This is a genomic window from Vibrio sp. EJY3 (genome assembly GCF_000241385.1).
Lineage (GTDB): Bacteria > Pseudomonadota > Gammaproteobacteria > Enterobacterales > Vibrionaceae > Vibrio > Vibrio natriegens.
Genome location: NC_016613.1, coordinates 1214246 through 1228563 on the forward strand (window position 1 = coordinate 1214246; position 14318 = coordinate 1228563).

The following is a 14318-nucleotide window of genomic DNA, read 5'->3' on the forward strand; positions in this document are numbered from 1 at the left end:
TTCAGTTTTTTCAATTAATAAAAAGCCGGGACTTGAAGTGACCCCTTAAAGAAGCATGCTCCGGCTTTATTCTATTTTTTATCCGACGATTAAGCGGGTACGCCACTGTGGAATTTGAAATCTTCGTCTGGCGTTAAGATGAGATCCGCTTCGACACGTCCAAAGTATTTGATGCGTTCGGTAATGTCTTTCCCTGCGATTTGCTCAGCCAGTACCAAATAGTCTTGGTAATGGCGGGCCTCAGAGCGCAACAGAGAAATGTAGAACTTAGCGATATCTTCTTCCATATGTGGTGCCAGTTTCGCAAAGCGCTCACATGAGCGAGCTTCTATGTATGCGCCAATGATCAGCTTATCGATCAATGTTTCCGGCTCGTGGGTTTTCATATGAGAGATGAGCCCTTTAGCATAGCGACTCGCCGGGATGTTCTGGTATTCAATGCCACGGCTTTCCATAATCTCGAGCACTTGATAAAAGTGGTGTAACTCTTCTTTTATCAAAAGCACCATCTTATCAATCAGATCCTGGCTATATGGTGAGTCTGATTTCGCCATGATTGATTTGGAAATATTACTTTTGCCTTTCAATGTTTCTAATGAGCCAACATTGCGATAAGCGAAGTCTTCGTAGGGTTTAAACCAGTCTAGTAACGCGTGTGAACTGTTTTGATCAACGGCGTATTTCCGGATCAAAAACATGGCTGACTGGCCTGCTTTGAGCTCACAAAGTAGGTGGTCTAACAAAATGGTTTGAAGATTTTCTGGTTTTTTCGCTTCTTCAACCCACTCGTCAGGTGTGCTGCACTGTAGAAACTGGTTGATAGGAGCAAGAAGATCTTGATAGGCGTCTAAATTTATCATGTTAATTTAATACTTTACGTTCTGATTTTTATCCACTGGTAACCTGGATACAAAAAAGGCTGCCAGAGCAGCCTTTTCCATGAGTGGAAAGCTAAGCAGATATTACCACTTTTTCTTCTCACCGAAGAGCACTTCCATATCATTGTCACGCTCTTTATCGGCCAGTTGCTGAATTTCTGCGTTGTTTTTATCTTGGCGTCTTTTATCTAAATCACCCAGCATCTCTTCAAGCTTTTGTTTGGCCTGAATTGAATAAGCATCATTTTTGGTACTTAACGCGTCAATGCCTTTACGTAGAAGCTGAAGTGCAGTGCCTGGTTGACCACGCGCAATAGAGTCGTTGGCTCGTTTAATCACGTTTTCGATATTGATGCGGATTTGGATTGTTTCCAAGCGCGCGTTCTCACTAACGTAAGTCTGAGTATCTAATCGACCTTTATTGTGCTCGTTACGTACCGTGTCTCTCAGGCGTTTCACCAGTTTGAGCATCGCAATGGCTTGCTTATCGCTGCTTGGCATTTTGAATGTCGTACTGTCACCAGCTTGCTCGTTTAATTTTAACTGGACAATTTGCTGCTTGAGATTTTCAACCCGCTGGGAGAGCTGTTTATTTTTTGGATCGAGTTGTTGCATCGCTTCTAAGGCGTCAAGAATTCGATTGTTCAGGCATAGCAGAAGATCATGGCTGAAAGGAATATGGTGAGCGTGACCAATAAGTTCTTCAGTACCGTCAATTAAAGCAACGTAACGAGCGGATTCCTGTCTTCTTGCCGTTTCGACTTTGACCTTGTATTGCAACATCATGTTATAGCCTAGGATCAAGACCAATAAGATGGCTACCAAAGCGATTATTAAACCAATATTCATATCTTTGCGTCTGCTTTTAGTTTCTACGGCTAGCGCTAAAGAATACATGAATCTCAACAAGCAAGGCACCCTATTTATCGGATTATTTAGCCCGTCACACGTTTTAATTTATATGGATTCACTCGCATCTATAAAGCAGCATTTAAACGATTCAATCATGCGCATATTAATTTGCTTCTAATTTTTTAGTATGAGTTTGAGATATATGTTAGAAAGTACTGTTCATTTGGCAGATGTCGCGTTATAACTAATTATTATATCACTCAAAAGAGTGATGATTTTTGCTTTCGATTTTAGTGTCTCGGGAACGAGTAAGGGATTACGATGAAACTGCAACAACTGAAGTATATTGTTGAGGTTGTAAACCATAATTTGAACGTGTCTGCCACCGCAGAAAGTTTGTACACCTCACAGCCTGGTATCAGTAAGCAGGTGAGGTTACTGGAAGATGAACTGGGCATCCAAATTTTCGAGCGAAGTGGTAAGCACTTAACTCAGGTGACTGGCGCGGGCGAAGAGATTGTTCGAATTTCTCAAGAAATCCTTGGACGTGTCGAAAGTATTAAAGCGGTAGCGGGTGAGCATACGCATCCTGAAATGGGAACCCTGAACATTACGACGACGCATACACAAGCGCGTTATGCCTTACCCGATGTCATTAAAGGTTTTACGACTCGTTACCCGAAAGTTTCTTTGCACATGCATCAGGGCACGCCATCCCAAATGTCAGAAGCGATCGCTAAAGGTACGGCGAATTTTGCGATAGCGACTGAAGCATTGCACCTTTATCAAGACGCAATTATGTTGCCTTGTTATCACTGGAACCGCTCTATTGTAGTGCCGAAAGATCACCCTCTGGCGAAGAAGGCCAACATCAGCATCCATGACCTTGCCGCTTACCCGTTAGTGACTTACGTATTTGGCTTCACAGGCCGCTCTGAACTCGATACTGCATTTAACCGTGAAGGCCTGACTCCTCGCGTGGTATTTACTGCAACCGATGCGGATGTGATCAAAACCTACGTAAAAATGGGTATTGGTGTTGGTGTGATTGCAAGTATGGCTGTTGATGAAAAGCAAGACACAGATTTAGTTGCTATCGATGCTAGCCACTTGTTTGGGGCAAGTACCACCAGTATCGGCTTCCGTCGCGGAACGTTCCTTCGTTCTTATATGTTTGATTTTATGGAAAGATTTGCGCCACACTTGACTCGACCAGTGGTAGAGCAAGCTATCTCTTTGAAGTCAAATGTGGAAATTGAAGAGATGTTTAAAGATATCGACCTTCCAGTCCGATAACGATGAATTACATGCCCATACCCAAGCCGAGTGTTTCGGAAAGGGCTGGTTAGGTATATAATCCGCCCCCGCTAGTGTGGTGGGGGCTTAATGAACACTCGATTCCAATTTATTAATGACTGTCTGATTGACAACCAATCGTTGTGGCGATTTGATCCATTCCAAAGCAGCATTCATCCAGTATTACCTTGGCAAGAACAGTATCCCGATCTTTGTCAGTGGTTAGCGTCACTGTCTCCTCTTGAAATTGAACGCTTAAAAGCAAAACCTGAAGAAGCGTTGGCTGAAATTAGCGCTTACCTACCAGTACTTAAATTACTGTCTGAGCATACCCACTTAGAAACGGTACCACTCAAAGGTTTGGATCTCGACCGCGGTTTAGACAGCGGTGTTCCTGGTCGTAAACTTGAGCAAATAGTTGCCATGGGAGAAGCCGCAATCCAAAGCCATTATGGTGAAGAATGGCTCGAGTGGTGCTCGGGTAAGGGCTACCTTGGACGTATTCTTACCACACAAACGGATCAGCCTGTTACCAGCTTTGAATATCAACAAGCGTTATGCGATTCGGGACAGTCGGCGGCTAATGAACATCAATGGAAGATGACGTTTATTCAAGGCGACGCATTTGATGCCAAAGCGAAAGCGGTTTTTAAGCCTACGCAACATGCCGTAGCGCTGCATGCTTGTGGTGACTTACATATTCGTTTGCTTCAGTGCGGCTGTGAAGCAGAAGTCTCGGCAATGACGATTTCTCCGTGCTGTTATCACCTTATTCAGGGCGAAACGTATCAACCATTGTCCGAGATTGCTCAACACTCCACGTTAACGCTGTCGAAACAAGAACTTCGTATTCCATTGCAACAAACGGTGACGGGTGGGGAGCGTGTCCGCCGTCATCGTCAGCAAGAAATGATTTTCAGGCTGGGCTTTGATCTGATAACTCGTCAGGTGCTAGGTATTGAAGAATACCAACCGGTCCCGAGTATCCGCAAATCACAGTTGAGTGAAGGGTTTGAGGCATTTTGTTTGTGGGCGGCAGAGAAAAAGGCGATCGATATTAGTCAGTCGATTGACTTTAATAAGTTCGAAACTTTAGCGGAACAGCGCTTTTGGCATATGGAAAGAATGAGCTTAGTTCAGCTGGTTTTTCAGCGTCCATTAGAGCTTTGGCTCGCATTAGATAAAGTACTTTATCTTGAGCAACGTGGTTATCGTGCCAGTTTGTCGGAGTTTTGCGCTAAAACTGTCACGCCTCGAAATATTTTAATTTGCGCATATAAGTGATGGTTATTATTTATATCTAAATGCTCTATAGGAAAAAGCCCACCTGCCAGTGGGCTTTTGTAAACAAAACGTGACAAAAATGAATTATTTTGTCATTAGTTGAACATTGCAATCGCTTGCTCTGCTTCTACATATTCAAGACCAAAGCTGTCGGCAACTTCTTTACAAGTCACTTTGCCGTGAATAACGTTTAGTCCTTCAAGGAAACCTTTCTCGTCGAGAAGGGCTTTTTGGTAGCCTTTATTCGCTAGTTTCAAAATGTAAGGTAACGTTGCGTTGTTCAATGCAAAAGTAGAAGTACGGGCAACGGCACCTGGCATGTTTGCTACGCAGTAGTGCACGACTTCATCGACGATGTATGTAGGTTCAGCGTGAGTGGTTGCGTGCGATGTTTCAAAGCAACCACCTTGGTCGATAGCCACATCAACTACCGCTGCGCCTGGCTTCATCTTCGCAATGTGTTCTTTTGTCACCAGTTTAGGTGCAGCTGCACCTGGGATAAGAACTGCGCCAATTACTAGGTCAGCTTCTACGACATGCTTCTCAATCGCGTCTTCTGTAGAATAAACGACTTTAGCACGGCCTTGGAATTCTTCGTCCAGTTTACGCAGAGTATCGACATTACGATCGAGAATAGTGACGTCTGCACGAAGGCCCACAGCCATACGAGCTGCGTTTGCGCCAACGACACCGCCGCCCACAATGACCACTTTCGCAGGTTCAACACCAGGTACGCCGCCAAGCAGTAAACCACGACCACCGTGTGATTTTTCTAGCGTTTGTGCACCTGCTTGAATAGACATCCGACCTGCTACTTCAGACATTGGTGCTAACAGTGGCAAACGACCCATATTATCTGTTACAGTCTCATAGGCTATACAGACAGCTTTGCTCTTGATTAGCTCATCAGTTTGTGGAAAATCTGGTGCTAGGTGTAAATAAGTAAATAAAATTTGCCCTTCGCGGAGCATTGCTCTCTCGACTGCTTGGGGTTCTTTAACTTTTACTATCATGTCTGCTTGCGCGAAAACGTCTGCAGCATGAGGGAGAATGGATGCGCCGACAGCGATGTAATCATCGTCTGTAAAACCAATGCCGGCACCTGCGTTGGTCTCAACTAAAACTTGGTGACCATGTGAGATTAACTCTCTCACGCTTGCTGGGATCATACCGACACGATATTCGTGGTTTTTGATTTCCTTAGGTACGCCAATGATCATCCTGTATCCTCTTTCTATAATGGTTATTTTAACTATTTGTAGGGTGTTATTATCGAATTAATAGCTAGTATAGTTATAGATTTGTAATATTTGGCACCAAATATTAAAAAGTTGTAGTATATTTTTTTGCAAGGAAGTAATAAGGTGGAATAAAAAATGGCAGACAACTATAAAAAGCCGTCCAAGGAACTAGACCGTATCGACCGCAACATTCTTAATGAATTGCAGAAAGACGGTCGTATTTCGAACGTAGAACTTTCAAAGCGTGTTGGCCTTTCGCCAACGCCGTGTTTGGAGCGTGTACGTCGATTAGAACGTCAGGGGTACATTACAGGGTATACTGCGTTACTGAATCCGCAGTTTTTGGACGCTTCACTTTTAGTGTTCGTTGAAATTACGTTAAACCGTGGCGCACCAGATGTGTTCGAGCAGTTTAACTCTGCGGTTCAAAAACTGGATGATATCCAAGAATGTCATCTAGTATCAGGTGACTTTGACTATCTTCTTAAAACTCGTGTATCAGATATGGGTGCTTACCGTCGACTACTTGGCGATACGCTTCTACGTTTACCTGGTGTAAACGACACTCGTACATACGTTGTTATGGAAGAAGTGAAACAATCTAACCAGCTTGTGATTAAAACTCGTTAATTTCTTGCAAAGAAAGCGGTATATGCTTCCGCTTTCGGCATTGAGTAATTGGGTTTTTCTCTTTGATATGGTTAAATCAATTTACCGAGCGGCTTTATGCCGCTCGGAATGTTTTGCAAATTCCTAATTCATTTCCATATTCAAGTTGATTTATGTTCAAAGAGAACGCAAAGAAAGTCGAAACCATCATCAAAACAAGTGAAGAGCCTCAGTCTTCACGCTTAAATGGCTTCCAACGCTTGAAAGAGTGCTGCTTTATTGTGGGCGTTCTTAGCTCGGTATTGCTTGCTGTAGCGTTATTTACCTTTAGCCCTGCCGATCCTTCCTGGTCCCAAACTGCTTGGGGAGGGGAGATCGATAATGCTGGTGGCCTGTTTGGCGCTTGGCTAGCCGATACTCTATTTTTCACGTTTGGCTCATTGGCTTACCCTCTACCTTTCTTATTGGCAGCGGCGGCATGGGTGCTTTGTCGTAAGCGCGGCGAAGACGAGCCAATCGATCTTATGCTTTGGGGCACAAGACTACTTGGTCTTGTTGTTCTAATTATGACCAGTTGTGGTTTGGCCGATATTAATTTCGATGATATCTGGTATTTCTCATCGGGTGGCGTTGTAGGCGACGTACTCTCCAGCCTGGCATTACCTACACTCAATATTTTGGGGACAACGTTAGTTCTGTTGTTCTTGTGGGGCGCGGGCTTTACTCTGTTTACCGGAATATCTTGGTTAAACATTGTCGAATGGTTAGGCGATCGCTCCCTAGGGTTAGTCAATGGTATTGCTAATAAACTCAGAGGCTCAGAGCAGGAGACACTGGAACCTCAACTTGATGAGTTTATTGAAGATAAAGTGACCACAAGACGCGCTGAGGTCGAACAGGAAGAAGAACCACTTCCTCACTTGACCGCATATGATGTCGAAGAGCCTAAAGAAGCGCCGCACGAATATCCTATTTATATGCCGCAAACTCAGCCGGAACCGCGCGCGTCAAAACCGTTGGCGGATTCGGTAAAACCTGTTTCGGTTGCAGCAGAAAAGCCGGCAATGGCGTATTCCAAACCAGAACCTCAAACGCAGGCATTCAGCGCGAGTCATGTTGATCCATCAGTGGAACGCACTAAACAGCTGAATGTCACGATTGAAGAGCTGGAAGCGGCTGCTCATCAGGCTGACGATTGGGCGTTGGAAGAGCAACCTGAACAAACGCTAACCTCGACACAACAGAATTATTCAGAGCCACAACGCCCTGCTGAACATGAAGAGACTGATACAACATCATTCCAAAGTGAACCGGACTACGCTGAGTATGCTCAGTTCGCAGCGGAGCAAGCACAGCAGGCTCACGTTGATTCAGTACCATTTGAAGAGCCAGTGATAGACCCTGCCTCTTTGGATAACATTTCTGAGCAGACAGAACCCGGCGAGCATATTGAGCCAACGATTTCGAACTTTGATGTTGTTGATGACGAAGATGAGGACGAGTACGTTGCTGCTCAACCAGAGCCGACAGTTGTTCCTCAATCAGAGGCTTCAATAACGCAATCAAGCGAGCCGTTTGTAAGGTCTGAACCGTCACCACGTGAGACATTTGAGCCTGCTCCTGTGGTCGAAGTTGAAGAGGTTTCTGAGGGCGATCAAGATGTGGCTGCATTCCAGAACATGGTAGCTGGTGCTCAAGCTAAAGTGGCAGCAACACAAAACCCATTCTTGATGAAACAAGAAGAAAACCTGCCTGTGCCAGAAGAGCCATTACCAACTCTAGAGCTTCTTTATCATCCGGAAAAACGCGAGAACTTTATTGATCGTGACGCGTTAGAGCAGGTCGCTCGATTGGTTGAAAGTAAGTTGGCAGATTACAAAATTAAGGCGGACGTGGTAGGTATTTATCCAGGCCCTGTTATCACTCGATTTGAGTTGGATTTGGCGCCGGGTGTAAAAGTCAGCCGTATTTCTGGCCTTTCAATGGACTTGGCTCGTGCGCTGTCTGCCATGGCAGTACGTGTTGTTGAAGTGATTCCGGGTAAACCTTACGTTGGCTTGGAACTGCCGAACATGAGCCGTCAGACCGTATACCTTTCCGACGTTATCAACAGCCCTCAATTTGAGCAGGCTAAATCACCGACAACGGTAGTGCTTGGCCAGGACATTGCTGGTGAAGCGGTCATTGCCGATATTGCTAAAATGCCTCACGTGCTGGTGGCTGGTACAACCGGTTCGGGTAAGTCGGTCGGTGTAAACGTGATGATCTTGAGTATGCTCTACAAAGCGTCTCCGGAAGATCTGCGTTTTATCATGATCGACCCGAAAATGTTGGAGCTTTCAATTTATGAAGGCATTCCGCACCTACTTTCTGAAGTTGTGACAGACATGAAAGACGCGTCTAACGCTCTCCGTTGGTGTGTAGGCGAGATGGAACGTCGTTACAAACTGATGTCAACGCTAGGCGTTCGTAACGTTAAAGGCTTCAATGAAAAACTGAAGATGGCTGCGGAAGCGGGTCACCCAATTCATGACCCATTCTGGCAAGAAGGTGACAGCATGGACACTGAGCCACCGCTGTTAGAGAAACTACCATACATCGTTGTTGTCGTAGATGAGTTTGCTGACCTGATGATGGTCGTCGGTAAAAAAGTCGAAGAACTGATTGCACGCTTGGCACAGAAAGCACGTGCAGCGGGTATTCACCTGATTCTTGCGACTCAGCGACCATCAGTTGATGTTATTACCGGTCTGATTAAAGCGAACATCCCAACGCGTGTGGCATTTACCGTATCAACCAAGACGGACTCGCGTACGATACTAGACCAAGGTGGTGCTGAATCGCTATTGGGTATGGGTGATATGCTTTACTTGCCGCCGGGTTCAAGCCACACCATACGTGTGCACGGCGCATTTGCTTCAGATGACGATGTTCATGCTGTCGTGAATAACTGGAAAGCTCGCGGCAAACCAAACTACATCGATGAGATTATCAGCGGCGATCAGAGTCCGGAAAGCTTACTCCCGGGCGAACAGATGGAATCTGATGAAGATGTAGACCCGTTGTTCGATCAAGTGGTTGAGCACGTCGTTCAGTCACGTCGTGGCTCTGTATCAGGAGTGCAACGTCGCTTCAAAATCGGTTACAACCGAGCGGCTCGAATCGTTGAGCAACTGGAAGCTCAAGGTATCGTCAGTGCACCGGGCCACAATGGCAACCGCGAAGTTCTCGCGCCTGCGCCGCCAAAAGATTAATGAACTTGTCTTACTCACCTCAGTCCAAAGAGGTGAGTAAAATTCGGTCTTTTCGACCATAGTGATAGGTATTTGAATGAAACAACGATTTTCAGCGAAACTCATCTCCGCGCTTGTTTTAAGCTTCTCTATATTCTCAACTGCGTATGCCGCATCCCCAAAAGCAGAGTTAAGCAAGCGTTTATCAATTAACGAAGGCTTCAGTGCCGACTTTTCTCAACAAGTCATCAGCCCTGAAGGGGAAACGGTGATGGAAGGGGAAGGGACCGTTGAGATTGCCCGTCCGAGTTTGTTCCGTTGGAGTACGACATTCCCAGACGAAAACTTGTTGGTGTCTGATGGTAAAACGCTTTGGTATTACAGCCCATTTATCGAACAAGTGAGCATTTACTGGCAAGAACAAGCGGCAGAACAAACACCATTTGTGCTTTTGACTCGTAATCGCGCAAGTGATTGGGATAATTACAAAGTCTCTCAAAAAGGTAACGAGTTCACACTGATCCCGACAGCCGTCGATTCAACGCAAGGTCGTTTCCAGATTAATATCGATGCAAAAGGTATCGTAAAAGGCTTCAATGTGATTGAACAAGATGGTCAAAGAGGCCTGTTCAAATTCAGTAACGTGAAGCTAGGAAAACCAAAAGCCAACCGATTCACATTCACGATTCCAAAAGGAGTGGAAGTGGATGACCAAAGGAATTAACGGGTAGTGACGAATTACACACTAGATTTCTCGGGGGACGAAGATTTTCGTCCCCTTGCTGCGCGTATGAGGCCGCAAACGGTCGAACAGTATATCGGACAGCAGCATATTTTAGGTCTGGGGAAACCTTTACGTCGTGCATTGGAAGCCGGGAATATCCACTCAATGATTTTGTGGGGGCCTCCGGGTACCGGCAAAACGACGTTGGCAGAAGTCGCAGCGAATTACGCGAATGCAGAGGTGGAGCGTGTTTCTGCAGTGACGTCTGGCGTGAAAGAAATACGTGCTGCGATTGAGAAAGCACGAGAAAATAAAATGACGGGTCGCCGCACGATATTGTTCGTGGATGAGGTACACCGGTTTAACAAGTCTCAGCAAGACGCTTTCCTTCCGCATATTGAAGATGGTACGGTTACCTTCATCGGTGCAACCACAGAAAACCCGTCTTTCGAACTCAACAACGCATTGTTGTCTCGGGCGCGTGTTTATAAACTGACCTCACTGAATAAAGACGAGATTGCACAGGCGCTCAATCAAGCAATTCACGATAAAGAGCGTGGTCTGGGTAAGATACCTGCCCACTTTGTTGATAACGTGCTCGATCGCTTATCAGAACTGGTTAACGGTGACGCTCGCATGTCGCTTAATTACCTTGAGTTGCTCTACGATATGGCCGAAGACAACGCTCAAAGTGAGAAAGAGATCACGCTTAAGCTACTGGCCGAAGTCGCAGGGGAAAAAGTCTCTCGTTTTGATAACAAAGGCGACATTTGGTACGACTTGATTTCTGCGGTACATAAATCAATTCGCGGATCTAACCCAGATGCAGCACTGTACTGGGCTGCGAGAATGATCGCTGCAGGTTGTGACCCTTTATACATTGCACGTCGATTACTTGCGATTGCTTCCGAGGATATCGGAAATGCGGATCCTCGAGCTATGCAAGTTGCGCTCTCTGCTTGGGACTGTTTTACGCGTGTTGGTCCGGCAGAAGGCGAACGTGCGATTGCTCAGGCGATCGTGTACCTTGCGTGTGCGCCTAAGAGTAATGCGGTCTATGTGGCTTGGAAACAAGCGCTTTCAGACGCGCATAACTTACCCGAGTACGAAGTCCCTCATCATTTGCGTAATGCACCAACAAGTTTGATGAAAGACATGGGGTACGGCGCTGAATATCGGTATGCTCACGATGAGCCGGGAGCGTATGCCGCGGGTGAGCGATATCTGCCACCGGAAATGGATGATCGTAAGTACTATGAGCCGACAAATCGAGGTCTAGAGACCAAGATCGGCGAAAAGTTAGATTACTTGGCTACTTTAGACGCAAATAGCCCACAAAAGCGCTATGAAAAGTAGGCATTTTTGGATACATTTATTCGGTAAATTTTTATAGCGTACTAGCAAGATGTTGGTGCGCGATTTCACAACTACAAAAGCATAGGATTAACAATGCTGGATTCTAAATTACTTCGAACTGAGCTGGATGAAACAGCTGCTAAACTGGCGCGTCGTGGCTTTAAGCTAGACGTCGAGACTATCCGTAACCTTGAAGAACAACGTAAGTCCATTCAAGTAGAAGTTGAAAATTTACAATCCACGCGTAACTCCATCTCCAAGCAAATCGGCCAAAAAATGGCAGCTGGCGACAAAGAAGGCGCAGAAGAAATCAAGAAACAAATCGGTACATTAGGTAGCGATCTTGATGCTAAAAAAGTGGAACTTGAGCAAGTGATGTCTCAACTAGAGGAAATCACGCTTTCTGTTCCAAACCTGCCAGCTGACGATGTGCCAGACGGTAAAGATGAAGAAGACAACGTAGAAATCTCTCGTTGGGGCGAGCCAAAAACTTACGATTTCGAACTGAAAGATCACGTTGACCTAGGTGAAATGGGCGACGGTCTTGATTTCGCGAGCGCGACTAAAATTACCGGTGCACGCTTTATCGTGATGAAAGGTCAGTTCGCGCGCCTACACCGTGCAATCGCTCAGTTCATGCTAGATCTTCACACCGAAGAACACGGCTACACAGAAATGTACGTACCGTACCTAGTGAATTCTGACAGCCTATTTGGTACAGGTCAGCTACCTAAATTTGGTAAAGACCTTTTCCACACAGAGCCGCTTGAAGAGAAAGTGAACGACGAAGAGCCGCGTAGACTGTCACTTATCCCTACAGCTGAAGTACCAGTAACTAACATGGTACGTGACACGATCTCTGACGAAGCGGATCTACCGCTTAAGATGACAGCTCACACGCCATGTTTCCGTTCAGAAGCAGGTTCTTACGGTCGTGATACTCGTGGTCTTATCCGTATGCACCAGTTCGACAAAGTTGAACTTGTACAAATCACTAAGCCAGAAGACTCAATGGATGCACTTGAAGAGCTAACAGGTCACGCTGAGAAAGTTCTGCAACTTCTAGAGCTTCCTTACCGTAAAGTCGTTCTGTGTACAGGTGACATGGGCTTCGGTGCTCGTAAGACTTACGACCTAGAAGTATGGGTTCCTGCGCAAGAAACTTACCGTGAAATCTCTTCATGTTCTAACATGTGGGACTTCCAGGCTCGTCGTATGCAAGCGCGTTTCCGTCGTAAAGGCGAGAAGAAACCTGAGCTTGTGCACACGCTAAACGGTTCTGGCCTAGCGGTAGGTCGTACAATGGTTGCTATCCTTGAAAACAACCAAGAAGCAGACGGCCGTATTGCAATCCCAACTGCACTTCAGAAGTACATGGGCGGCGCAACGCACATCGGTTAATTAGTAAACTGAATAAATACAAAAACCCAGCTTTTGAGCTGGGTTTTTTAATATCTAAAAACCAAAATCAGTGGGCGTGGTTGTTATAAAAAACAGTCTTCACGTTGAAGCGCTGTTTCAATCGCGTTTACCAACCTTTCAATGTGTTCTGGCTCGCTGATAAATGGTGGCATCATATAAATGAGTTTGCCAAACGGACGAATCCATACACCTTGCTCAACAAATAGCGCCTGAATCGTTTCCATATTAACGGGACGATGAGTTTCCACAACGCCTATTGCACCAAGCCAACGTGTATTTTTCACCACATCATATTGTTCTAGCTTGGGTAACAACTCAGAAAAAAGCGTTTCAATTTGCCGAGTCTGCTGCTGCCAGTCTCCTTGCTCGATAAGCTCTAAACTTGCGGTTGCTACCGCGCAAGCGAGCGGGTTTCCCATGAAAGTGGGCCCATGCATAAAGCAACCTGCTTCGCCACCGCAAACCGTATCGGCGACATGTTTGGTCGCAAGAGTGGCGGATAACGTCATATAGCCACCCGTTAATGCTTTACCAACACAAAGGATGTCTGGCTGAATATCGGCATGCTGACATGCGAAAAGCTTTCCAGTGCGTCCAAATCCTGTCGCAATCTCATCAGCAATCAATAGAAGTTCATATTTATCACAGAGTGCTCTGACACCTTTAAGGAACTCAGGATGATAAATACGCATCCCCCCGGCACCTTGTACGATTGGCTCTAGAATCACTGCGGCAAGTTCTTGGTGATGCTGCTCGATCTTCTGTGCAAAATCAGCCAAGTCGTCGGGGTTCCATTCATCCCAATAACCGCATGTCGGAGAGTCCGCGAAGATATGTTCTGGCAGAAAGCCTTTGTATAGCGAGTGCATCGAGTTGTCGGGGTCAGTGACCGACATTGCGGCAAACGTGTCACCATGGTAGCCGTGTTTTAAGGTAAGGAATTTAGGTCTGCGTTCGCCTTTTGCATGCCAATATTGCAACGCCATTTTGAGGCTTACCTCTACAGCGACCGAGCCTGAATCGGCAAGAAAAACGTGTTCGAGATTGTCAGGTGCGAGGGAGAGCAGCTTCTTACACAAATTGATAGCGGGTTGGTGCGTAATACCACCAAACATAACATGAGAAACCTGATCAATTTGCTGATGCGCCGCTTGGTTCAGATGCGGATGATTATAGCCATGAATCGTTGACCACCAAGACGACATGCCATCAACTAATTGGGTGCCATCTTCTAGATTAATGTAGACCCCATCAGCTGAAACAACCGGATAGCAGGTCAGAGGAGTCAGCGTTGAAGTGTAGGGATGCCAGATATGTTGGCGATCGAAGGCAAGATCCATGTGTAATTCCAATATTGTAAAGATTAAAAATTAATCAATTGTAAACTTTTGATTTTGCGATTGTGTTGACAGTTTATCGAGAC

At 45.8% G+C, this 14318-nt stretch carries 11 protein-coding genes; 7 read left to right on the top strand and 4 right to left on the bottom strand.

Going from position 1 to position 14318, the window contains the following annotated elements:
* Window positions 1–89 precede the first annotated feature (89 nt).
* Both VEJY3_RS05540 and VEJY3_RS05545 read right to left on the bottom strand, forming a co-directional pair.
* Entirely contained in the window at window positions 90–860 is a 771-nt protein-coding gene (locus VEJY3_RS05540; protein WP_014231453.1) for a tRNA isopentenyl-2-thiomethyl-A-37 hydroxylase MiaE, read from the bottom strand.
* A gap of 102 nt (window positions 861–962) precedes the next feature.
* Window positions 963–1727: a hypothetical protein gene (locus VEJY3_RS05545; protein WP_014231454.1), complete on the bottom strand. Its 765-nt coding sequence runs from the start codon at window positions 1725–1727 to the stop codon at window positions 963–965.
* A gap of 324 nt (window positions 1728–2051) precedes the next feature.
* Here VEJY3_RS05545 and cysB point away from each other — a divergent pair, with 324 nt between their 5' ends.
* Complete coding sequence (gene cysB / locus VEJY3_RS05550) at window positions 2052–3026, top strand: HTH-type transcriptional regulator CysB (protein WP_014231455.1); 975 nt, start codon at window positions 2052–2054, stop codon at window positions 3024–3026.
* 90 nt (window positions 3027–3116) lie between these two features.
* A complete protein-coding gene (locus VEJY3_RS05555; RefSeq protein WP_014231456.1) occupies window positions 3117–4310 on the top strand; it encodes a methyltransferase in 1194 nt (397 codons plus the stop codon).
* Window positions 4311–4405: 95 nt separating this feature from the next.
* Here the strand turns inward: VEJY3_RS05555 and ald are convergent, their stop codons facing one another.
* Complete coding sequence (ald, locus tag VEJY3_RS05560) at window positions 4406–5530, bottom strand: alanine dehydrogenase (protein ID WP_014231457.1); 1125 nt, start codon at window positions 5528–5530, stop codon at window positions 4406–4408.
* 156 nt (window positions 5531–5686) lie between these two features.
* Between ald and lrp the strand changes: the two genes are divergently transcribed.
* The 5 genes from lrp to serS all read left to right on the top strand — a co-directional run bounded on the left by lrp (window position 5687) and on the right by serS (window position 12874).
* The gene (gene lrp, locus VEJY3_RS05565; protein ID WP_005378234.1) at window positions 5687–6181 is read left to right on the top strand and encodes a leucine-responsive transcriptional regulator Lrp; all 495 of its coding nucleotides are present in this window, start codon (window positions 5687–5689) and stop codon (window positions 6179–6181) included.
* 152 nt (window positions 6182–6333) lie between these two features.
* Complete coding sequence (locus tag VEJY3_RS05570) at window positions 6334–9414, top strand: DNA translocase FtsK (RefSeq protein ID WP_014231458.1); 3081 nt, start codon at window positions 6334–6336, stop codon at window positions 9412–9414.
* Window positions 9415–9490: 76 nt separating this feature from the next.
* Window positions 9491–10117, top strand: coding sequence for an outer membrane lipoprotein chaperone LolA (gene lolA, locus VEJY3_RS05575; protein ID WP_014231459.1), 627 nt, complete (start codon window positions 9491–9493; stop codon window positions 10115–10117).
* 66 nt (window positions 10118–10183) lie between these two features.
* Complete coding sequence (locus VEJY3_RS05580; protein WP_308507399.1) at window positions 10184–11473, top strand: replication-associated recombination protein A; 1290 nt, start codon at window positions 10184–10186, stop codon at window positions 11471–11473.
* 93 nt (window positions 11474–11566) lie between these two features.
* Window positions 11567–12874, top strand: coding sequence for a serine--tRNA ligase (gene serS, locus VEJY3_RS05585; RefSeq protein WP_014231461.1), 1308 nt, complete (start codon window positions 11567–11569; stop codon window positions 12872–12874).
* An 83-nt stretch (window positions 12875–12957) separates the two neighbouring features.
* Here the strand turns inward: serS and bioA are convergent, their stop codons facing one another.
* Window positions 12958–14235 carry an adenosylmethionine--8-amino-7-oxononanoate transaminase gene (bioA, locus tag VEJY3_RS05590; RefSeq protein ID WP_014231462.1) on the bottom strand — a complete coding sequence of 426 codons (1278 nt, stop codon included), beginning with the start codon at window positions 14233–14235 and terminating at the stop codon, window positions 12958–12960.
* Window positions 14236–14318: the final 83 nt, after the last annotated feature.

Bases quoted from the DNA above. Each gene is read 5' to 3' on its own strand.
- cysB (WP_014231455.1), top strand. From the start codon at position 2,052: ATGAAACTGCAACAACTGAAGTATATTGTTGAGGTTGTAAACCATAAT.
- VEJY3_RS05570 (WP_014231458.1), top strand. From the start codon at position 6,334: ATGTTCAAAGAGAACGCAAAGAAAGTCGAAACCATCATCAAAACAAGT.
- VEJY3_RS05580 (WP_308507399.1), top strand. From the start codon at position 10,184: ATGAGGCCGCAAACGGTCGAACAGTATATCGGACAGCAGCATATTTTA.
- VEJY3_RS05555 (WP_014231456.1), top strand. From the start codon at position 3,117: ATGAACACTCGATTCCAATTTATTAATGACTGTCTGATTGACAACCAA.
- serS (WP_014231461.1), top strand. From the start codon at position 11,567: ATGCTGGATTCTAAATTACTTCGAACTGAGCTGGATGAAACAGCTGCT.
- VEJY3_RS05545 (WP_014231454.1), bottom strand. From the start codon at position 1,727: ATGAATATTGGTTTAATAATCGCTTTGGTAGCCATCTTATTGGTCTTG.
- VEJY3_RS05540 (WP_014231453.1), bottom strand. From the start codon at position 860: ATGATAAATTTAGACGCCTATCAAGATCTTCTTGCTCCTATCAACCAG.
- lolA (WP_014231459.1), top strand. From the start codon at position 9,491: ATGAAACAACGATTTTCAGCGAAACTCATCTCCGCGCTTGTTTTAAGC.
- ald (WP_014231457.1), bottom strand. From the start codon at position 5,530: ATGATCATTGGCGTACCTAAGGAAATCAAAAACCACGAATATCGTGTC.
- bioA (WP_014231462.1), bottom strand. From the start codon at position 14,235: ATGGATCTTGCCTTCGATCGCCAACATATCTGGCATCCCTACACTTCA.
- lrp (WP_005378234.1), top strand. From the start codon at position 5,687: ATGGCAGACAACTATAAAAAGCCGTCCAAGGAACTAGACCGTATCGAC.